The organism is Mucilaginibacter rubeus, from assembly GCF_003286415.2.
Lineage (GTDB): Bacteria > Bacteroidota > Bacteroidia > Sphingobacteriales > Sphingobacteriaceae > Mucilaginibacter > Mucilaginibacter rubeus_A.
The window spans coordinates 4096346-4116679 of the sequence record NZ_CP043450.1 but is presented as its reverse complement, the minus strand read 5'-3'; the positions used below and the strand labels follow the sequence as shown (position 1 = coordinate 4116679).

General features: G+C 42.8%; 15 protein-coding genes. 8 read left to right on the top strand and 7 right to left on the bottom strand.

The features are described from left to right. Positions 1–2 precede the first annotated feature (2 nt). The 3 genes from DEO27_RS31745 to DEO27_RS16125 form a co-directional block, all read right to left on the bottom strand. The gene (locus DEO27_RS31745) at positions 3–200 is read right to left on the bottom strand and encodes an SRPBCC domain-containing protein (RefSeq protein WP_223817964.1); all 198 of its coding nucleotides are present in this window, start codon (positions 198–200) and stop codon (positions 3–5) included. Next, complete coding sequence (locus tag DEO27_RS16130; protein WP_112568069.1) at positions 197–517, bottom strand: ArsR/SmtB family transcription factor; 321 nt, start codon at positions 515–517, stop codon at positions 197–199. Before DEO27_RS16130 ends, DEO27_RS31745 begins: the two co-directional genes overlap by 4 nt. Before the next feature lie 335 nt (positions 518–852). Beyond that, positions 853–3096, bottom strand: a complete 2244-nt coding sequence (locus tag DEO27_RS16125; protein WP_112568071.1) for a sodium-translocating pyrophosphatase — start codon at positions 3094–3096, stop codon at positions 853–855. A 158-nt stretch (positions 3097–3254) separates the two neighbouring features. Between DEO27_RS16125 and DEO27_RS16120 the strand changes: the two genes are divergently transcribed. Together DEO27_RS16120 and dacB are read left to right on the top strand one after the other, a co-directional pair. After that, positions 3255–4721 (top strand): APC family permease, encoded by a 1467-nt coding sequence (locus tag DEO27_RS16120; protein ID WP_112568073.1) that lies wholly within the window; start codon positions 3255–3257, stop codon positions 4719–4721. Beyond that, positions 4699–6105, top strand: coding sequence for a D-alanyl-D-alanine carboxypeptidase/D-alanyl-D-alanine-endopeptidase (dacB, locus tag DEO27_RS16115; RefSeq protein ID WP_112568075.1), 1407 nt, complete (start codon positions 4699–4701; stop codon positions 6103–6105). The genes DEO27_RS16120 and dacB overlap by 23 nt, the downstream gene beginning before the upstream one ends. Positions 6106–6133: 28 nt before the next feature. Here dacB and DEO27_RS16110 read toward each other — a convergent pair whose 3' ends face one another. Continuing rightward, entirely contained in the window at positions 6134–7000 is an 867-nt protein-coding gene (locus tag DEO27_RS16110) for a restriction endonuclease (protein WP_112568077.1), read from the bottom strand. 216 nt (positions 7001–7216) lie between these two features. On the opposite strand from DEO27_RS16110, the gene DEO27_RS16105 reads away from it, so the two are divergent. Then, the gene (locus DEO27_RS16105; protein ID WP_112568079.1) at positions 7217–7618 is read left to right on the top strand and encodes a hypothetical protein; all 402 of its coding nucleotides are present in this window, start codon (positions 7217–7219) and stop codon (positions 7616–7618) included. 254 nt (positions 7619–7872) lie between these two features. Here DEO27_RS16105 and DEO27_RS16100 read toward each other — a convergent pair whose 3' ends face one another. The 3 genes from DEO27_RS16100 to DEO27_RS16090 all read right to left on the bottom strand — a co-directional run bounded on the left by DEO27_RS16100 (position 7873) and on the right by DEO27_RS16090 (position 10646). Next, positions 7873–8334, bottom strand: a complete 462-nt coding sequence (locus DEO27_RS16100; protein WP_112568081.1) for a lactate dehydrogenase — start codon at positions 8332–8334, stop codon at positions 7873–7875. Positions 8335–8418: 84 nt separating this feature from the next. Next, positions 8419–9462 carry a response regulator gene (locus tag DEO27_RS16095; protein WP_112568083.1) on the bottom strand — a complete coding sequence of 348 codons (1044 nt, stop codon included), beginning with the start codon at positions 9460–9462 and terminating at the stop codon, positions 8419–8421. Further along, on the bottom strand, positions 9462–10646 hold the full coding sequence (locus tag DEO27_RS16090; RefSeq protein WP_112568085.1) for a PAS domain-containing sensor histidine kinase: 1185 nt from the start codon (positions 10644–10646) through the stop codon (positions 9462–9464). Before DEO27_RS16090 ends, DEO27_RS16095 begins: the two co-directional genes overlap by 1 nt. 186 nt (positions 10647–10832) lie before the next feature. Between DEO27_RS16090 and DEO27_RS16085 the strand changes: the two genes are divergently transcribed. From DEO27_RS16085 to DEO27_RS16065, 5 genes are all read left to right on the top strand, one after another. Then, positions 10833–12074: a YdcF family protein gene (locus tag DEO27_RS16085; RefSeq protein WP_112568087.1), complete on the top strand. Its 1242-nt coding sequence runs from the start codon at positions 10833–10835 to the stop codon at positions 12072–12074. A gap of 11 nt (positions 12075–12085) precedes the next feature. After that, positions 12086–12964, top strand: a complete 879-nt coding sequence (locus tag DEO27_RS16080) for a hypothetical protein (protein WP_112568089.1) — start codon at positions 12086–12088, stop codon at positions 12962–12964. Positions 12965–13343: 379 nt separating this feature from the next. Continuing rightward, positions 13344–16625 carry a SusC/RagA family TonB-linked outer membrane protein gene (locus DEO27_RS16075; protein WP_112568091.1) on the top strand — a complete coding sequence of 1094 codons (3282 nt, stop codon included), beginning with the start codon at positions 13344–13346 and terminating at the stop codon, positions 16623–16625. A 22-nt stretch (positions 16626–16647) separates the two neighbouring features. Then, positions 16648–18180, top strand: coding sequence for a RagB/SusD family nutrient uptake outer membrane protein (locus DEO27_RS16070; RefSeq protein ID WP_223817963.1), 1533 nt, complete (start codon positions 16648–16650; stop codon positions 18178–18180). 56 nt (positions 18181–18236) lie between these two features. Next, positions 18237–20315 carry a glycoside hydrolase domain-containing protein gene (locus tag DEO27_RS16065; RefSeq protein ID WP_112568093.1) on the top strand — a complete coding sequence of 693 codons (2079 nt, stop codon included), beginning with the start codon at positions 18237–18239 and terminating at the stop codon, positions 20313–20315. Positions 20316–20334 lie beyond the last annotated feature (19 nt).

Genomic DNA, 20334 nt, shown 5'->3' with positions numbered 1-20334 from the left:
TGCTACAGCCAATAACCACCTTCCCTGAAATCCATAGTTTTGGTTTCGGCACGATAGGGTTTAGGTGCCCACCATTGGTCAAGGATCTCGCTTTCTGTCCATGCCTGCCATACTAAGTTAATCGGTGCGTCAAAAGTCCTAATTACATTTAGCTTTTTGTTTTGCAGGTCTTTGGTAAATACGGCTTCGTTTTTTGTCATGACTGTTTGTTTTTTAGGTTTTGTAATACATTATCTAATTGGCTAAAACGGGTTTCCCACAGGGTGCGGAACTGATCCATCCAAACATCCACCTCTTTCATTTTTTGAGCATTAAAATGATAATAAATTTCGCGGCCGGTTTGTTTTTGACTAACCAGCTGGCATTCGCTCAGGATTTGGATATGTTTGGATACAGCTTGTCTGCTGCTCTGAAAATGTTCGGCAATGGCATTGGGCGTCATGGCCTGTAAGGCCAGCAAACTAATGATGGCCCGGCGGGTAGGATCGGCAATGGCCTGGAATACATCTCTTCTCATAAAATCAATTTTGCAATCGTTTGATTGCAAATATATACGCAATTAATCGGTTGCGGAAATTTATTTGAAAAAAATGCTGTTTCGCCGCGTCATTGCGAGGTACGAAGCAATCGCGAACTTTACAGAGCAGCCCTGCATAGCGACTCTACCAATAGGGGATTGCTTCGTACCTCGCAATGACGTTGGAGAACAGCACTGATTTTGCAATCCCTAACACGAAACATAAAATGTAATCTGTAAATCCAATAATCCGGCAAATCCCATAAATCCCGGTTCAGACAATAACAAAAAAGCCGCCCTTAACAGGCGGCTCTTCTCATTAGATATAAAAACTATTAAACACTTTTCTCTGCTTTAACAACCATATGAATGCTCATAGGTTGTTTATTCATCTCCTTTTGAACCCTGGCGGCGGTTGCAGTTTGATGGCTGTTAAGGTGAGGTGCGATAACCAATGAAACAATCGACATTAACTTGATCAAAATGTTCATCGATGGGCCAGAAGTATCTTTAAACGGATCACCCACGGTATCACCGGTTACTGATGCTTTATGCGGTTCAGATTTTTTGTAAAAGATCTCGCCGTTAATATCGCAGCCTTTCTCAAATGATTTTTTAGCGTTATCCCACGCGCCACCGGCGTTGCTTTGGAAAATACCCATCAGTACGCCCGATACCGTAACGCCCGCAAGCAGGCCGCCCAATACTTCGGGGCCAAATGCAAAGCCGATAATAACAGGAGTGATCAGGGCTATTAAACCCGGCGCCACCATTTCGCGGATAGACGCTTTGGTTGATATGGCTACGCATTTCTCATACTCGGGTTTGGCTTTATATTCCATAATGCCTGGTATCTCGCGGAACTGACGCCTAACTTCTTCCACCATAGCCATGGCCGCACGGCCTACCGCCGAAATACACAGGGCCGAAAATATGAAAGGGATCATTCCGCCAACAAATAAACCAGCCAGTACATCTGCTTTGTAAATATCAATATGCTCAATGCCTGCAACACCCACAAAGGCAGCGAATAACGCCAGCGAAGTTAATGCTGCTGAAGCAATAGCGAAGCCCTTGCCTGTAGCGGCTGTAGTATTGCCCACAGCATCAAGGTTATCGGTACGGTGACGAACTTCTTCGGGCAGACGGCTCATTTCAGCTATACCTCCGGCATTATCCGCAATTGGTCCAAATGCGTCAATAGCCAGTTGCATAGCAGTGGTTGCCATCATGCCTGCAGCGGCAATAGCAACACCGTATAAACCGGCAAAATAATACGAGCCATAAATACCTGATGCCAAAACAAGAATAGGAAGTACGGTTGATTCCATGCCTACTGATAATCCACCAATAATATTTGTAGCATGCCCGGTTGAAGATTGCCTGATAATGCTTAGCACCGGGCGTTTCCCCATAGCCGTATAATACTCGGTAATAATAGACATTAAGGTACCTACCACAAGACCAACCACAATTGCGCCAAAAACACCATTTTTAGTGAAAGGTATTACTGTTGCTTTTACAACGCCATTAACTTCATCACGTACCATGTGAAAATCACCAGATGGCAGCATCCACTGCACAACAAAATAAGTAGCGATAGCAGTTAGCACAATAGATGCCCAGTTGCCTATATTCAACGCGTTTTGCACACTATCGGTTTCTGATTTGATTTTCACCATAGCGGCACCAACAATTGAGAATATCAGACCAAGGCCTGCAATTACCATCGGTAATAAAACCGGTGCTATCCCTCCAAAATTATCGTGAGATACAATTTCGCGGCCCAATACCATGGTAGCAAGCATGGTAGCCACATAGGAGCCAAAAAGGTCGGCACCCATACCGGCAACGTCGCCCACGTTATCACCCACGTTATCGGCAATGGTAGCGGGGTTACGAACATCATCCTCAGGGATGCCTGCCTCAACTTTACCTACAAGGTCGGCACCTACGTCGGCCGCTTTGGTATATATGCCGCCGCCAACACGTGCAAACAGCGCTATAGATTCTGCACCTAACGAAAAGCCGGCTAAAACATCAAGCGCTTTTGCCATGGCCTCGCCGTTAACGGTGCTACCTGTTACCTTAACTACATAAACCTGGTAAAAAACAATAAACAGCGACCCTAAACCAATGATAGCCAAACCGGCAACGCCAAGGCCCATTACTGTTCCGCCGGTAAATGATACTTTTAACGCTTGCGCCAGGCTGGTACGGGCAGCCTGTGTAGTTCGTACGTTAGCTTTTGTAGCAATACGCATCCCCAGGTAACCGGCAAATGCCGATAAAAACGCGCCAATCACAAAAGAGATAGCTATAACCGGGCTTGATGTAGCAACTGTTGTACCCGACCATGCCAGTAAAATACCGGCAACGGCAACAAAGCCTCCAAGTATTTTCCACTCGGCACGTAAAAAGGCCATAGCACCATCTGCAATGTAACCGGCCAGTGTAGCCATGTCGCCGTCGCCGGCGTTTTGTTTGGTAACCCAGGCGGCTTTAATTGCCATAACAAGGATCCCGATAAGTCCAAAAACAGGAATTAAATAAATTAAGTAATTGTTCAGAAAATCCATATCACAAATTTGGTTTAGTAAGTAGGCACTGTGTTGGTTTTTACACAGTGTGTAAATAATAATTGGTATTGCAAAATAGTAATTTTATTTATTTACAATAGTGATCCTTAATATTAAAGTTTTTGAATAGTTTAGAGATTTAAACTCTAAAATTATATATGGCGAAAAACTCATCGCAACCCAAAATGAAACATGAGCTTAGCCTGCTGGATGGTACCATGCTGGTATCAGGCTCCATGATAGGCTCAGGTATTTTTATTGTTAGTGCAGATATTACCCGTAACGTGGGCTCGGCCGGCTGGCTCATAGCAATATGGCTTCTTACAGGCTTCATGACCCTTACTGCCGCTCTGAGTTATGGTGAATTGAGTGGTATGTACCCAAAAGCAGGAGGCCAGTATGTTTATTTAAAAGAGGCCTACAATAAGCTTATCGCTTTTTTATATGGATGGAGTTTTTTCGCGGTAATCCAAACCGGGACTATCGCCGCGGTAGGGGTGGCTTTCAGTAAATTTACGGCTTATTTGATCCCGGCTTTTAGTGAAGACAATATATTATGGAAATTGCAAACCGGGGCAACATCAACCGGCGATCCGAAATTTTTTACCATAAGTGCCGCGCAGGTGGTATCTATTATACTGATCATTATTTTAACTTATGTAAATACCCGGGGTGTGAAGGGTGGTAAGGTGATTCAAACCGTGTTCACCTTAACAAAGTTGATTAGTCTTTTCGGTCTGATAGTTTTTGGATTATTCGCTTTCAAGGCAGATATATGGCATGCCAACTGGACAAATGCCTGGGATTTACATAACCTGAATAAAGACGGCAGTATTACTACACTCACAACAGGTACCGCCCTTGGCGCTATCGCAGCGGCCATGGTGGGTTCAATCTTTAGCAGCGATGCCTGGAACAGCGTAACCTTTGTTGCCGGCGAAATGAAAAATCCAAAACGCGATGTTGCTTTAAGCATGATGTGGGGTACTATCATTGTAACCTTTATTTATGTAATGGCTAACGTAGTTTATACAGGTGTACTATCATTACACGAAATTACTGTCGCCGATAAGGACAGGGTGGCTGTGGCGGCTTCGCACGTTATTTTTGGTAATATCGGTACTTATGTAATTGCGGTAATGATCATGATATCAACGTTTGGTTGCAACAACGGTTTGATCCTTTCAGGAGCAAGGGTATATTACACTATGGCTAAAGACGGATTGTTTTTTAAGCAAACCGGTAACCTCAATAAATTCGGCGTGCCGCAGTTTGGTTTGTGGATCCAGTGCGTGGTTGCTTCGTTATTGTGCCTTAGCGGTAGATATGGCGATTTGCTTGACATGATCTCATTTGTAGTAGTAGTATTTTACGTGTTAACCATATTGGGCATATTTATTTTACGTGCTAAGCTGCCCAATGCCGAGCGCCCTTATAAAGCTATTGGTTATCCAATTTTGCCCGCCCTTTATATTATTATGGGCGTAGCGTTTTGTATATTGTTGTTTGCCTACAAACGGGATTTCGCTTTGTATGGCCTTGTAATTGTATTGATAGGGATTCCGCTATATTATATTTCGCAGCGGAACGTTAAGAATGAGGATGAAACGGTTACTGTTAGTTAGTTTTTTATTTATAGGAGGATCTGTTGCGGCACAAACGCTTCAGCAAAAAATATCAAATGCATTTGGCAGGTTACAGGCCGATAGCCAATGCAGTTATGCTTCGCTATCGTTAACTGTACTTGATGCCAAAACCGGCGAACAGGTGTTTGCAGGCAATCCAAATATGGGCCTGGCTACGGCTTCAACGTTAAAAACTATTACCAGTATTACGGCCTTTAACGTTTTAGGTCCTGATTTTCAGTATCAAACGCAATTGGGTTACACCGGCGATATTGGTGCCGATGGAACCCTGAACGGCGATGTCATCATAAAAGGTGCCGGCGACCCAACCCTGGGCAGCTGGCGCTATGAACAAACCAAAGAGGGGCATGTTTTAGCTCTGATGGCCGATGCTTTGCGAAAGGCAGGCATTAAGAAAATTACCGGCCGAATTATTGGTGATGACAGTATTTTCGGAACACAATCTATCCCCGAAGGATGGATCTGGCAGGATATAGGCAATTACTATGGAGCAGGTACATCCGGCCTTTGCTGGCGCGAAAACCAGTTTGATATTAAACTGCGTACAGGTGTTGTTGGTAACCCGGTTGGTGTGTCCCGTACTGTTCCGCTAATGCCTTATCTCTCATTTAAAAGCGAACTGATCAACGGCTCATCAGGCTCGGGAGATAACGCTTACGCGTTTCTGCCGATTGGCAGCAAAGTAATGTACCTGCGTGGCAGCTATGCCGTTGATCAGGAAAAGAAAAGTATTTCTGCAGCCCTGCCCGATGCTGCTTATGATGCTGCTTTACGCCTTAATGATACGCTCAGGAGCTTAGGTATTATCATTAGCAATGAGCCGGAATCGGCGGCGACATTAAGCGCTAAGAATCTGCCATTACCGGTTATCAGTAAAAATCTGGCGACTATATCTTCACCTGCTTTAAGCAAAATAGTTTACTGGCTTAACCAGAAAAGTATAAACCTGTATGCCGAGCAATTACTCAAAACCATTGCCTGGAAACAGGGGCGGAAGCCAACAACTGCTAATGGCGTTGATGAGGTGCAAAAGTTTTGGGCCGCAAGAGGGATAGATACGCGGAGTTTAAATATTTATGATGGCAGCGGTCTTTCGCCGGGTGATAAGGTAACTACATTGACGCTGGCCCGTATCCTGCAATCGGCAAAAAAAGAAAGCTGGTTTGCTGATTTTTATACCAGTTTGCCGATTTATAACGATATAAAAATGAAAAGCGGAAGCATCAACAATGTGTTGTGCTATGCCGGTTATCAAACCAAAAACGGGCGAGAGCTTTGTTTTTCTATCATGGTCAATAACTTCAGCGGATCGAGCCGGGGGATAAAGGAAAAAATGTTCAGGGTGTTGGATGAGTTAAAGTGAGCCCCCCAACCCCCTAAAGGGGGAGCTGTTATAAATACGGTTCGAAAAAGGAATAATCTACTTCGTAGACTATCTGCGGTTTAACTCCCAGTTCAATTTTTTGAAATAATTCAACTAATTTCTCGCCGTCTACCAATTCAATGTTACCCACTCCGTCTCTGGAAGCTTCTCTTTTAGCTTCTTCCGAAAAACGGCCTGTTGTTATTACAATGCCCTTTTCAGCTCGGCCGCTCATAGCTCCTCGAAAATCCCTTAGGTGGCTGGAGCTAACCGGTGTTGTCGAGTACCGCTTACACTGAAATAATACACGATTAGTTACAAACGCATTAAGGGCAATTATACCAACCCCATCTATACCCCCATCGTTTGAACGTCCTGTAATGGTGACTTGTTCAAAACCTGATTTTCTTAATAGTAAGCCACAAATCTGTTCAAATCCTTTGGGTGATAGTTTTTTTAATATTTCCAGTAATGTAGGAGTATAATCTTGTTCAATGATTTCAGGTTCAATTTCATTAACATCGTCAATTATGTCTGTGGTTGACTTGGATTTTCTTCTTTCCTGATAGATTTTAACCCATTTCTGAAATATTAGTCGAGAATCGGATTCCGAAACGTCATTTTCCCAGCCCTTTTTCGTCAATAACCACGTTCCTCTTTGAGAATCATCCAGGAATTTCTCCCACACCAAATATTGTCGTGCCCATGCCACCTGATTATGAAATTTTGATTCACCGGATTTGAGGGTTTGTTCAAGGATAGAATCTGATAGCTTCAAATTCTGTGCGATTTTTTCCGAAACCTCGCGGGGTTTTCCCGATCCACCCAAATCTCTTAGTGCATGTAATAATGGGCCAAACCACTTCAGGAAATCAGCTTGCTTTCTTTTAGACATATCGTTCTTGTATATATAAGAACTTGCAATTTACAACCAAATCTTAATAAATAAACTTTAATGTAATGATTATAAACAACAAGGCGAAAGCAGCGCATTCGCATTAGATGCATGCTTTTTAAAGTTAAAAATCATAGCCTGAATAAAGTCGATTAATTTTGATTGCTGTATTAGTTTCAGGATATTTTGTAGGTTTATGTTAATATTAAAACCTTTATGAAAAAGAGTAACCTTTTAACATTCTTTTTTATTGCTGTTACGTTTGCAGCCTGCAAAAGCAAAACCGCTTCAAATGATGATGTACAATCCATCAAGTTCAAGTTTACTGAGCTTGGCCGCGAAACACAATTTAGGATTACCTGCGATAAGTTTGATTATTACTTTCCCGAAGGTAAAGAAAAACACTTTGACAAAAAGCCTGGTATCGACAGCGTGATGCAATTGCTAAGCGGTATGAAAATGGTAAATGACGGCACCGAGCCGGATGTGAGGGGAAAAATCTACATCACACATGCTGCTAAGGTTGTAGATACCGTATGTGTTGGCGTTAAAGCCCTTAGCTACAAAGGTACAACCTACGAAACCCCACAGCAATTGCTGGTGTTGATACAGAAGTAAGTCTGTTTGTTTTTTTATTGAAACGCATATGCTTTATAACTCTTCATTTACAATTCCCCGTAGGGGATACCTATTTGTAGTAAAATAGGAACAACAATCCTTTGCCTCATAGAGGCTACCCTTACAATATCGATTATAAACTTCATTAATAGGGTAGCACCCACGGCGCATATCAGGAGATATACCAAGTACTTGTTTTAGATAGAGTAAAAGGGCAACTTTAGAAATATAGGTTAGAGGGAAACTTTCGATGGCTATACCGTTTCCTTTATTTCATCCTCTACTACTGCCCTGCACCCTTTAGCACAAACACAGGCCTTGCCTACACATTTATTTAACTGCCACAAATCCAGGCAGCGGATGGTTTGATTGGAAATCTCTTGTAATTCGTCATCGCCACTCTGGATATGTTGTGGTGAGGTTAAGGGAATATTGGCGAGTTTAATGCCAAATAGCCCGGCTGCTTCTTTATTAATATGACCTGTTTCGGATGAACGGGTAACAATGTATTTAATACCTGCTATGGCCAGCTTCTCCATAACATCGGCTGATACTTCATCGTCAACGGTTATGATAGCTGCCGTTTTCCCTTCCGCAAATATGGCGGTATCTGTTGTGAGATTGTTTGATATCAATGTAATCTCATGCTTTTTATGATTGGCTATCGCCAGAAACTCTTTTTCGAAGGGCTTAATATTGTAGGCTATCGCTTTCATCCTTAATTTACTTAACCAAAGGCAAAGCTACCCTTAAGCCATCGTTGCAGGAATGAGCAATATCAGCTAAAAAAGTGACGACGGTCAGTTTTTCATTTTGCCAAGCCGCTCGGGTGAAAGCACTGTGATCTGGCTGCCTTTTTTATCAATAAGGTTTTCATCTTTAAAATCGGTAAGGGTGCGGCTTACGGTTTCTGTCGCGACACCGGCCATGGCTGCAAGGTCCTCGCGGGATACTTTGAAATCGCCTCCCTGTTGTTTATATAAACGCATCAGGGTATCGGCCATTCTTTTCCGTACCGAGTTATAGGCCAGTTGCAAAAGCTGTTCTTCCCTGTCGCGGATATGGTTGGAGAGTAACTTGATAAACTCACGGGCAACGTCCGGATATAAATTAAGCAGGTTATCCAGCTGGTCTTTCGGGATCAGGCAGAGCAGGCTATCCTCCATCGCGGTGGCAGTATCGGTATATGCCTCGTTGGAGAGCATGGCATTTACACCCAGGTACTCTTCGGCCGAGTGGATGCCTGTCATCAGTTCGCGGCCATCGTCGGCCAGTTTAACGGTTTTAACCCTGCCTCTCAATATCAGGTACAAGCCAGTCCCTTTATCGCCATCATAATAAATAACCTGGTCTTTTTTAAACAGGCGCGCCTTACGTTCGGCAATAATGCGCTTTAGTTCGGCGAGACCGGTGTTTTTTGATACGATAGAACTTAAGCTATCAAGCGATTGGCTATAAAAGTTTTGCTGGGCAGTTTTTTTCCGGAGCCTGCTTTCAATAGCGCTCAACAATTCCATATCATCAAAAGGCTTGGTCAGATAATCATCCGCCCCCATTTCCATGCCCTTGCGTTGGTCTATTCGTTCGGCTTTCGCTGTTAAAAATATGAAAGGGATGGTTGCCGTTTCCGGATTTTTGTTCAGCATGTATAAAACGCCATAGCCGTCAAGCTCGGGCATCATAATATCGCACAAAATCACATCGGGTAGGTTTTTTATGGCGAGGTCGACACCGGTTTTGCCATTGTCCGCTTCAAAAACAGTGTAACCGGCCAGGCCCAGTATTTCAACCACGTTTTCGCGGATGTCGGTATTATCTTCTATGATCAGGATCTTTTGGCTCATTATGCAGGGAATGAAATGGTGAATGAAGTACCTTCGTTTACATTGCTTTCAAAATCAACCTTACCGTTCATGAGCGCGGCATACCGGGCAACAATGTTTAGTCCTAAACCAGTGCCGGGAATATTACCGGTATTATGCGCCCTGAAAAAAGCCTCAAATAAGTGTTTCTGATCGCTCTCCGGTATCCCTATACCGTTGTCCTTGATAGTTACCGAACAGCCGGATTCGTTAATTTCAGTATTAAATTCAATAAAGCTGTTTTCGCCCGAATATTTGATGGCGTTGGTAATAAGGTTGATAATGCAGTTTTTAAGCAGGTTGATATCAAGCTGTACCATGCTGGTGGTACCGGTATGCTGGTAAAGGATATTTTGATTTTGCTTAGCCATGAGCTGCATTTCTTCAGTTATCTCCTCGGCCAGCTTAACGATATCAAAAGAAGTATACGACGGTTCAACACGCCCGGCCTCTAATTTTTCAAGTGAAAGAAAATCGTTCAGGATGGTGGTAAGGTTACCTACGGCGTTCTTGATCTTATTAACATGCTTGCCTATTTGCGGGCTATGCAGCGGTTCGGCATATTTATCAATAAGCGAGGCTGATAGCTGCACAGCACTCAGGGGGGTACGAAACTCGTGCGAGGCCATGGATACAAAGCGGCTTTTCAGCTGTCCCAGTTCTTTTTCTTTTTCAAGGGATTGGCTTACTTCTTCTTTTGCCTTTTGCAGTTCCCGTACAGATTGCTTTAATGACAGCGTACGCTCTTCTACAACATCTTCCAGATGGGCGGCGTATTCTTTCAGTTTTTCCTCAGCTTCTTTTTCGCGGCTCAGGTCATGGATAAAGCCGGCATATATTTTGCGCCCCGAAAAATTTACATTGCTAACCCCAAGCCTGAACGGGAATTGCGTACCGTCCTTGCGTAAACCTGTTACTTCACGACCAATTCCTATAATGTGCGCCTTGCCGGTAGTTTGGTAACGGTCAATGTAATGATCATGCTCCTGCTTGTAAGGTTGAGGCATCAATATGGATATATTTTTACCAACAACCTCACCTGGTTCGTACTGAAAAAGTTTACATGCCGAAGGGTTGATGGTTTCGATATTCCCCCGTTCATCAATGGTGATAATACCATCAATAGCGTTTTCAATAATGGCTTTCAGTAAGGCGGCATTTTCCATGAGGGATATTCGGTATAATTATCAGCTTTTGCAAATATCAAAATTGACATGGATTATTTTGTCCAAAAGGTGGCATATCTTATTTTAAATCAAAATTAGGCCTGTTTTGTAAGAGGAAAGTTACCGGTAGTTAACCTTGAGTTTATCTGCTTAGGCGTTATTTGCGCCTTGTTAAAAAACAGCTCAATGAAAAAACTCCTGCTATTAGCAATGCTTGGTTTAGGCGGTTTAAGCGCCTCCGCGCAAGCCCCGGCCACAGTTAAAAATACCCCGACAGATTATGTAAAAACAAAAAACTACGGCCTGCTTACTTTTTTTGAGCAGGATGCCGAAGTACGCGCTTTACTCAAAAATGATCCGGAACTGTCGCAACTTTTACAAAAGAAGCTAAGCGCCCTTAACGCTTCACTTACCGATTGTAAAGATGCCTCATGCCTTACAGCAGCCGTAAAACTGACCGATGATGATATCAAAACGGTGAGCGAACGCCTTGCTGCTTTGTATAAAGCAGGTAACGCGCTTGATAAGCTGGTTAAATTAAAACTGATCCCATCGGGCTTTTATAACTTGTATAAAAAGCTATCGCCCGGGCAATTGCTTGTAAAAGCCTGGGAGCAGGATGCAGGTAGTATTAACTACACAATAGGTGTTTATGCCGAAGGTAAAAAGCCTAACTATCCGCAAATAGATTCCATTAGCTATAATGTTAGATCGAGGGCGTATTATACGCTGATGTATGATGCCAGCGCTACATTGGTAGGTGATATTAAAGGAACAAAGCTGTTTTTTGAACCTGCCATGCAGGCTGCTCTGCTTTATCTGCAAATTAACGAAAGGCAGGATCCAGCCAATTACGAGCCGATGGAGCTAAACGCCAATAAAGCTGCGGTAGCCCGTGTTAAAACCATTAAGTGGGCCGATTATCCATATTCAAACATCCTGGTGCCTGGTGCTGGTCCGGATAATTTAACATCGCCGCTGAGCGGGGAGGGGATGTTGCGCTGTAGGTTGGCGGTACAGGAATATAAGGCTGGCAAGGCACCTTTTATTATTGTATCGGGCGGTAAGGTACATCCTTATAAAACAAAATATAACGAGGCCGAAGAAATGAAGGTTTACCTGATGAAAACGCTTCATATGCCGGAAAACGTGATCATCATTGAACCGCATGCTCGCCATACAACTACCAACATGCGTAACAGCGCAAGGTTGCTTTATAAGTATGGTATCCCTGCTGATAAGCCGGGGATTGTGGTAACCGATAAATCACAAACTGATTTTATCATGACCATGGACGCCCGTTGCCAAAAGGAACTCAACTATGTGCCTTATAAACTGGCCAAGCGTAACTCTGAAACCGAAGTTGAATATTACCCGGTTGAAGAAGCAAAACAAATTGACCCGGACGAACCCCTTGACCCTCGTTAATATTTAAACACATGCAAAAACTTACTTTAACTATAATAGCTGCTGTTTTAGGTATCGGCAGTATCACCACCGGGACAATTGATCAAAAACTTGATCGCGCCATCACCGTCGATTCGTTGGGCGCCTGCCAGGGCATCTCTTACCAAAACGGTCGTATATTTTTATACGGCGACAGGGAAGTAGGGATGATCCGCGAGTTTAAACTGGATCACGATAGTTTAATATATCAGCATAAAGAATATAAGCTAACCCAGAACGGGCAGGATGTTATTAACCATCCAACCGGTATTGCTTATAATAATGATAAGGGGCCAACTTTTATAGGTAATTCTATCAGGCTAAATGCTGCAGGAAGTCAATGGCGCGCTGTAATTTATAACGTAAACTGGAAAGGCTTGCTTAAAACAGGTACGCTTGATGGTAACCTGATCAACACCATTGAGGATGACGCCTGTATACAAGGCACCCGGCCGGAGTATGTTAAATATAATAATAAGTGGTATGTAGCCACTGCCGATTATGGCGATCACGGCAACGAAGTGCGTTTATACGACCCGGAAAAACTGGCTAAAGCCAAAAGCACCAAGGAGCCCGGCGTACTTTACAAAAAGTTTACATGCACACCGTGGGTACAAAACCTGTTTTGGAAGGCTGATAAAGGCGTTCTGGTGCTTATTCAGAATAAGCTTGAAGGGAGGCAGTGGCGGTTTACTTACGTTGATCTTAAAAAGTCGATTGAGACGGGTAAGCAGGTGGTGCTTAGCCAGGTTGACGGCATAGACAGGGGCGACGAGTTGGAAGGTTTTTCATTGCTTGGCGGCGATGTTAAGGGGATAGCGGTTACCTCATCACGAAAAAATAACGTGAATTTTACCACTACTTCATGGTAGTGTTAAAGACTTTACTAAAGTAAAAATGCTTGCAAAAAAGGCAGGTGTTTTTTATTGTTTGTTAATATAAACTTAACATTAAGGTATCCTTTGGTTAAGATAACTGGTTTAGCTTTGCTGCAATTATTACAATATTAACAACTCTATATTAATATTGTTTAATATTAACGCAATAATAATTATGAAACTATTAATTATTTGCTCACTTCTTTAAAAAAAGTCGCCTATGTAACATTAACTTCAACTTAACATCGAGCTCGGCGATAAAACTAAGAACCGGTGAATGCGCTAACACTCACCTGGTCCGGGAAAATTGTCAAATAACTCAAAAGCGGTCCAAGGCTTTAAGTCATTTCTTTCAACAATCAATTTTAAAAGTATGAATAAAAAGATTAATCCAAATCTTTTGAGCAGGTTTTTTTTAATTCCTGTATTATTTTTACTGGTTTTGCTAAAACCTTTTATCTCAAACGCTTCGGCAAAGAATATAGTATTTAACGCCGCAAAGCCAATTACCGGTACGGTTACCGACGAAACTAATCTTCCATTACCAGGCGTATCTGTTAGAATTAAAGGTTCTGACAAGGGTACTGCAACTAACACAAACGGTAAATACACCATTTCGGCCGAAGAAGGCGCCGTGTTGGTGTTCAATTTTATTGGTTACGATCAGCAGGAAGTAACTGTTGGCAGTTCATCAACTATTAACGTTAAGATGAAGCCAAAGGCAAACATGCTAAACGAGGTTGTAGCCATCGGTTACCAAACTATCCGTAAAAGTGATGTTACCGGTGCTATTGCCAGCATAAAACCGGGTGATCTTAATCTTTCGGCTCCTTCATTAGGTCAGGCCCTTGCAGGCAAGGTAGCAGGTGTGCAAATATCACAAACCAGTGGTGCACCTTACACAAGCACCAAGATCAGGGTAAGGGGCGTTGGTTCGTTAAATGCCAGCTCTGATCCTTTATATGTAATTGATGGCTATCCTGCGGGCAATGATATTTTCATTAACCCTGATGATATCGAAAGCATCGACATTTTGAAAGATGCTGCATCTGCTGCCATTTACGGTTCCCGTGCATCTGGTGGTGTGGTATTGATCACTACCAAAAAAGGCAAGGAAGGCAAAGGCCGTTTTGAATATGATGTACAAACCGGTGTTGACCAGCTTGCGCACAAAGTGAAATTGTTAGATGCCGATCAGGCTGCTTTATTGGTTATTGATGGCCGTAACAACGCTTATCATGACCTTTGGATAAATAGCGGTCACACCTGGAACGATGCCATGTACTCTGATAACAACGCAACCCGTGTTGCCAATGTTGGTAATACCGGTAGCGTGAGTATCCCGGATGGTTTATACAATTTTGCAACACAAAGCCCTATTAAGCAAACTGTAAATACCGACTGGCAGGACGAATTATACCGTAACGCTATTTTCCAGAAACATACCCTTTCCTTCTCTGGTGGAGCAGCTAATAATGTGCGTTATTATGTTAGCGGTTCTTACCAAAACAACCCTGGTATTATCGTATCATCAGGTCAGCAGCGTTATAACTTCCGTTCAAATGTTGAGGGCGATGTAAGCAAACGTATCCACATTGGTGCAAACGTATCATATACTCAAAATACCAACCAGGAAATTCCTGAAGGTCGTTTTGACCACGGTCCGGTGTTGGGCGCTTTGATCTATATGCCATATCTGCCGGCTTATAACGCCGATGGTACATTGGCAACCAATGCCGAAGCTGCTGGTTCAACTCAATACGGTTACCAGGGAATTGAAAACCCGGTTGCCCTTGCAGAGCGTGTTAAAATTAACAGGAAAGGTTACCGCAGTACTTATAATGCTAATGTAACGTATAATATATTACCTGGCTTTAATTTTAAAACTAACCTGGGTACTCAAACTTACACTGAAAAGTATGATTATTATTACCCTACTACATTGAGTAGCGGCACTTTCCCTCCGGGTTCTCAACAATCAATATTGGCAGCCAATGCCCAGGCTTCAAACTTAACAACGGTTGATAAGCTTGCCGAGTTTACCTTAAACTATAACAAACAAATTGGCAAACACCATTTTGACGCTTTGGCTGGTTACACAGCGCAGCGTACTACTAATGATTATTTTAGTGTTACGGCTAACGGTTTCCAGAATGACAATATCCCCGAAATATCAAACAAAGGAGCTTTGGCGGCTAACTTTAGCTTAAACTCAGCTTACAAAAATGCTTTCACTTTGTTGTCATATCTTGGTCGTGCCAACTATAACTACGCTGGTAAATATTTCTTAACCGCTTCGTTCCGTGCCGATGGTTCATCACGTTTCGGACCGGCGAATAAATATGGTTATTTCCCTTCTGTTGCTGCAGGCTGGAACCTTTCTGACGAATCGTTCTACCATAGCTTTCTTGGTGATCAATCAACAGTTAAAATCCGTGCAAGCTGGGGTAAAAGTGGTAACTACAACATTGGTAACTACAACATCCAGCAAACATTGGCAACTCCTACAGGTGTAGTACTTGATGGTAACAGTGCTGTAACAGCTACTTATCCTGGTGGTCTTAAAGACAACACCCTGAAATGGGAAACTACTTCACAGTATAACTTTGGTACAGATATAGGTTTATTTAACGGCAGATTGCAGGTTATTGCCAACTATTACCTAAGTTATTCATACAACCTGTTGTACAACCAGCCAATATCGGCTATTTCAGGCAGTACAACCATCCTTACCAACCTGCGCGATTCAAAGATCCGTAACACTGGTTTTGACCTGCAGTTAGACGGTAAGATCATCAACAATAAGGACTTTACTTTTGGTGCAAGCGGTAACATTTCATTAAACCGCAACAAGGTAGTTAAATTGCCTGCACAAAATACAATCATCATTAACGGCGCTGAGCGTTCATACTTAACCAGCATCACAACACAAGGCCAGCCTTTAGGTATGTTTTATGGTTTTAAAGTTGGTGGTATAATCAATGCTTCAAACTTAGGTAAAACAGCACCATCGGCATCACAAACCAACCCTGCCAAAATTGGTGACCTTTGGTTTGTTGACACCAATAAAGACGGTATTGTTAACGATGCTGATAAAACCGTTATCGGTTCACCATACGCCAAATTCACTTACGGCTTTGCTTTCAACAGTACCTGGAAACGTTTTGACGCAAGTGCTTCTTTTAACGGTTCATATGGTAACCAGATCCTTGACGGACAGGATTATTACTTGTACAATGGGGAAGGTTCAGGCAACCAGTATGCTAACGTTGCACAACGTTACCGTAACGAAGCCGATCCTGGCGATGGTTCATTTTACCGCGCTTCACGTGCCGGTACGCAAAGTAACAGTACCCGTTTATCAACCTTTTACCTGCAAAGCGGCTCATACCTGCGTTGTACTAACCTTACTTTAGGTTATACGCTGCCTAACTTCTTACAACAAACTTTAGGACTGAGCAAAGCACGTGTATTTGCAAGTGTGGTTAACGCGTTTACCATCACCAAGTACAAAGGTTATAACCCTGATGTTGATTACAACTATTCGGGTTCTGCTTCAAACAACACTCAAAACCCTAACCTTGCTCCAGGTATCGATTATGGTACTTATCCACTGGTTAGGTCGTACAACTTAGGTGTTAATGTTACTTTTTAATAAATTTTTTAAAGAGATATAGATGATGAATAAGAAATTTATAGCCATGGCCTGCCTTGCTGCAGTTGTGGCGATAGCCCCGTCTTGTAAAAAAGACTTCTTGAATGAAAGCGATCCGAACGCCATATCAGTTGACGCGAGCTATAAAACTCCTAACGACGTTTTGCTGGCCGTAAACGGTATATACCAATCATTGCGCAGCGGCAATAACGTTGGTGAAGGCAGCGACCTTTGGACAGATCAACGTTCGGATGATACCGGTACACAGGATAACCAGTCAAACTCAGGTGAGCCTTTCCAGTTTGGTAACTTTTCTATATTACCAACCAACACTTACCTTAAAAGCCACTGGGTATCGTTGTACACTACAGTTAGCCGTGCAAATTCTGTGTTGTCGCATATTGATCAGGTTCCTTTTCCTGATAACTCAGTAAAACTGAAATATGCTGCTGAAGCTAAATTTTTGCGCGCCTTTATTTATTTCGATCTGGTACGCACCTGGGGCGATGTGCCTTTGGTAACAAAAGCGTTATCATCAGCAGGCGATGTTTCGGCACAAACTTTCCGCGAAAAACAGGCAACTGTTTATCAGCAAATTGTTACCGATTTAACCGATGTGATTGCCAGCCCGCTGCCTAACTTGCAGGCTTCAACCGGTCGTGCTTCAAAAGCTGCTGCCAACTTCCTGTTAGGCCAGGTTTACCTTACCATGGCTACTACACAGGATCAGGCTAACCGTACAGCTAACCTTAACAATGCTAAAACATTTTTAATGAATGCTTACAACATGCGCACTTTCGGCGCGTTGAATGCTGTTCCTTATACCGATGTTTTTGATGTTTCTAAGAAAACAACATGTCCGGAGCTGATCTTCCAGATCGTGAATATCCAGGGCGACTTAAACTATAGCTCATCAATAGCTGCCAATTTCCAGGCTAAAGGCGAAACTATTAACTCGCAAAAAGTGTCGACAGGTGCAGGTTATAACGTTACTCATGATTTGATTAACGAGTACGAAACCGGCGATCCGCGTATGACTTTCTCTGTAAAATTTGCAAATGACCCAATTGTAAAAGATTGGTTTGTTACCAAGTTCAGAGATGTTAGCACTGCTGCAGGTATTAACGGTTACGGTGGTAACGACTGGATCCTGATGCGTTATGCCGACGTGATCCTTTCATTGGCCGAAGTTAACAACTACCTTGGCGATCAGGCTACTGCTATCAGCTTCCTTGACCAGGTGCGTACCCGGGCAGGTATGCCAACCTATGCGGTATCAATTACTAACAGCGATTATGCTACAAGGTACCCAACGCTTAAGCTTGCAATTTTACACGAGCGCCGTGTTGAGCTTGCATTTGAGCACCACCGCTGGTTTGATTTGCTGCGTACGTTTACAACCGACGAACTTGTTGCTTACTTCCACGCTAAAAAACAAACCGATTTTGGTTTGGCTTCATTGGCAAACTTTACTACTAAAGATCGTTATTATCCAATTCCGTTTGATGAGTACAAACTTGACCCTGTTAAGATGTACCAAAACCCGGGTTATTAATATTGATGTTACATAGAAAAGGAGGGGCCCAGCCCCTCCTTTTTTTATTTTGCGCCATGAAAAATACGTTCATCATTCTATCTGTATTCTCTTCGTTATTTATTGGTTTTAAGGCTTCATCCCAAACTAAAAAGCCTGCTGAAACCGGTCCTGCCAGCCAGGTAAATGTTTTTGTGGGTTCATCCGGCGATCACGGGCAAATGTCGCCTGCCGCTTCGTATCCTTTCAGTATGTTAAGTATAGGGCCTCAAACTTACCCTAACCTGCACATGGGTTATGAACATAAGGCTAAGGTGTTTTTAGGCTTTACTCACAACCGTTTTGAGGGTGTGGGCTGCCAGGGCAGCGGCGGTAATATTTTAATCAAACCCTTTTTAGGCGATGATGCAGGCGCTTCTGTTCTTAACAAAGTAACAGAACAAGCCGGACCTGGATTTTACCAGGTAGCTTTCAGCAATCATATTTCAACAAAAATTGCCGTTTCCCAAAACGCGGGTGTTGAAAGTTATAGTTTTCCGCAGGGCAAAAAGGGATTTTTTATTGATTTAAGCCATACACTCGCCAACCGTTTTGTTGCCGAAGAGCATGAGCTTGGAAACAACGAAATCACCGGCTGGATAGACTCGCGAACAACTTGTAATGTGGGCACTTACCGGGTTTACTATTGTATCAAATTTAACCAGCCTGTAACTTTTGTTCCGGGCGACGCACATAAATTAATAGCGAATGCCAATGCAGATCAGGTGCAGTTAAGTGTGGCTGTTTCTTCGGTTGATGTAGCGCATGCTAAGGCATCGGTTAAAACCACCGGCTTTGAGCAAATGAAAGTGCAAAGCAATGAAGGATGGAATAAAGTATTAAACCATATTAAGGTAAAGGGTAATACCGAACGCGAAAAACTTTTTTATTCCATGCTTTACCGCACAGTTCAGTCGCCTTATGTGGTTTCTGAGACTGATGGTAGCTTCCGGGCAACTGATGGCAGTTTGCAAACTACTAAAAATAGTATTTATAATGGCTGGGCTATTTGGGATAATTACCGTACGCAATTACCGTTGTTGTCCATTTTATATCCCGACAGATATCAATCCATAACTACATCGCTTACTAATCTTTATCGCTTCGGTAAAAAGGATTATGCTACAAAGCATGAGCCCTCGAATACAGTACGTACCGAACATGCTATTGTTGTATTGCTGGATGCTTACCGCAAAGGTTACAAGGTTGATTTTGCGGGTGTTTTGGATTCGCTGAAATCAGATGTAGATAAGCTTGATTTTTCGCACCCGGACAAGGCTTTGGAATCAAGCTATGATACCTGGGCATTTTCACAGATCCTGGCTATTGCCGGTAAGACTGAGCTTGCTAATCAATACAAACAAAAAGCATTAGGTTATAAGGAATACTGGAACAAAGATTTTAAGGATATTACCAAAAACGATGTCGACCGTGTTTCTGCGCGTGGCCTTTACCAGGGTACTATCTGGCAATATCGCTGGTTTGTTCCGTTCGATATTAAGGGCCTGACCGAACTGATAGGCGGCGAAAAGGAATACATTCGTCAGTTAGATCAGTTTTTTGATAACGACTATTATAATCACGCAAACGAACCCGATATCCAGGTACCGTTTATGTATAATGCATCGGTACAACCCTGGAAATCGCAAGCAGCAGTCCATAAGTATACAGCAGATACCGTAGTGCAATATTACTTTAATGATAATAGCCGAGGTATTGATCCCTTTGTTGATGTTATTTACCAGAATAAGCCCGATACCTATGTACGTACCATGGATGACGATGCCGGTGCTATGTCGGCATGGTTTGTTTTCGCAGCTACAGGCGTTTCACCTGCCTGCGTAGGCTGGCCGGTTTATTATTTGAATGTGCCGCTGTTTAAACAGGTGCAATTTGTATGGCCGGGCGGCAAAACTTTTAATATAAGTGTGCCTAACTATGTGGAAGGGCGAAAATATATCCAGTCGGTAATGTTAAATGGTAAAAAGTTGAACCGTAACTGGCTTACCCATCAGGAAATTATGAGCGGCGGAACGCTGGTGATCATCGCCGCTGATAAACCAAATGAGCAATTTGGAGTGAGTGATCAGTGGATATCGGATATTGATATGAAGTAAAAAACATAAAACCTGCCGC

What these genes read in the sequence shown, in the direction of transcription:
- DEO27_RS16085 (WP_112568087.1), top strand. Translation starts at nt 10,833, where the DNA reads ATGAAAAAACTCCTGCTATTAGCAATGCTTGGTTTAGGCGGTTTAAGC.
- DEO27_RS16130 (WP_112568069.1), bottom strand. Translation starts at nt 517, where the DNA reads ATGAGAAGAGATGTATTCCAGGCCATTGCCGATCCTACCCGCCGGGCC.
- dacB (WP_112568075.1), top strand. Translation starts at nt 4,699, where the DNA reads ATGAAACGGTTACTGTTAGTTAGTTTTTTATTTATAGGAGGATCTGTT.
- DEO27_RS16090 (WP_112568085.1), bottom strand. Translation starts at nt 10,646, where the DNA reads ATGGAAAATGCCGCCTTACTGAAAGCCATTATTGAAAACGCTATTGAT.
- DEO27_RS16105 (WP_112568079.1), top strand. Translation starts at nt 7,217, where the DNA reads ATGAAAAAGAGTAACCTTTTAACATTCTTTTTTATTGCTGTTACGTTT.
- DEO27_RS31745 (WP_223817964.1), bottom strand. Translation starts at nt 200, where the DNA reads ATGACAAAAAACGAAGCCGTATTTACCAAAGACCTGCAAAACAAAAAG.
- DEO27_RS16110 (WP_112568077.1), bottom strand. Translation starts at nt 7,000, where the DNA reads ATGTCTAAAAGAAAGCAAGCTGATTTCCTGAAGTGGTTTGGCCCATTA.
- DEO27_RS16070 (WP_223817963.1), top strand. Translation starts at nt 16,648, where the DNA reads ATGATGAATAAGAAATTTATAGCCATGGCCTGCCTTGCTGCAGTTGTG.
- DEO27_RS16080 (WP_112568089.1), top strand. Translation starts at nt 12,086, where the DNA reads ATGCAAAAACTTACTTTAACTATAATAGCTGCTGTTTTAGGTATCGGC.
- DEO27_RS16100 (WP_112568081.1), bottom strand. Translation starts at nt 8,334, where the DNA reads ATGAAAGCGATAGCCTACAATATTAAGCCCTTCGAAAAAGAGTTTCTG.
- DEO27_RS16065 (WP_112568093.1), top strand. Translation starts at nt 18,237, where the DNA reads ATGAAAAATACGTTCATCATTCTATCTGTATTCTCTTCGTTATTTATT.
- DEO27_RS16125 (WP_112568071.1), bottom strand. Translation starts at nt 3,096, where the DNA reads ATGGATTTTCTGAACAATTACTTAATTTATTTAATTCCTGTTTTTGGA.
- DEO27_RS16095 (WP_112568083.1), bottom strand. Translation starts at nt 9,462, where the DNA reads ATGAGCCAAAAGATCCTGATCATAGAAGATAATACCGACATCCGCGAA.
- DEO27_RS16075 (WP_112568091.1), top strand. Translation starts at nt 13,344, where the DNA reads ATGAATAAAAAGATTAATCCAAATCTTTTGAGCAGGTTTTTTTTAATT.
- DEO27_RS16120 (WP_112568073.1), top strand. Translation starts at nt 3,255, where the DNA reads ATGGCGAAAAACTCATCGCAACCCAAAATGAAACATGAGCTTAGCCTG.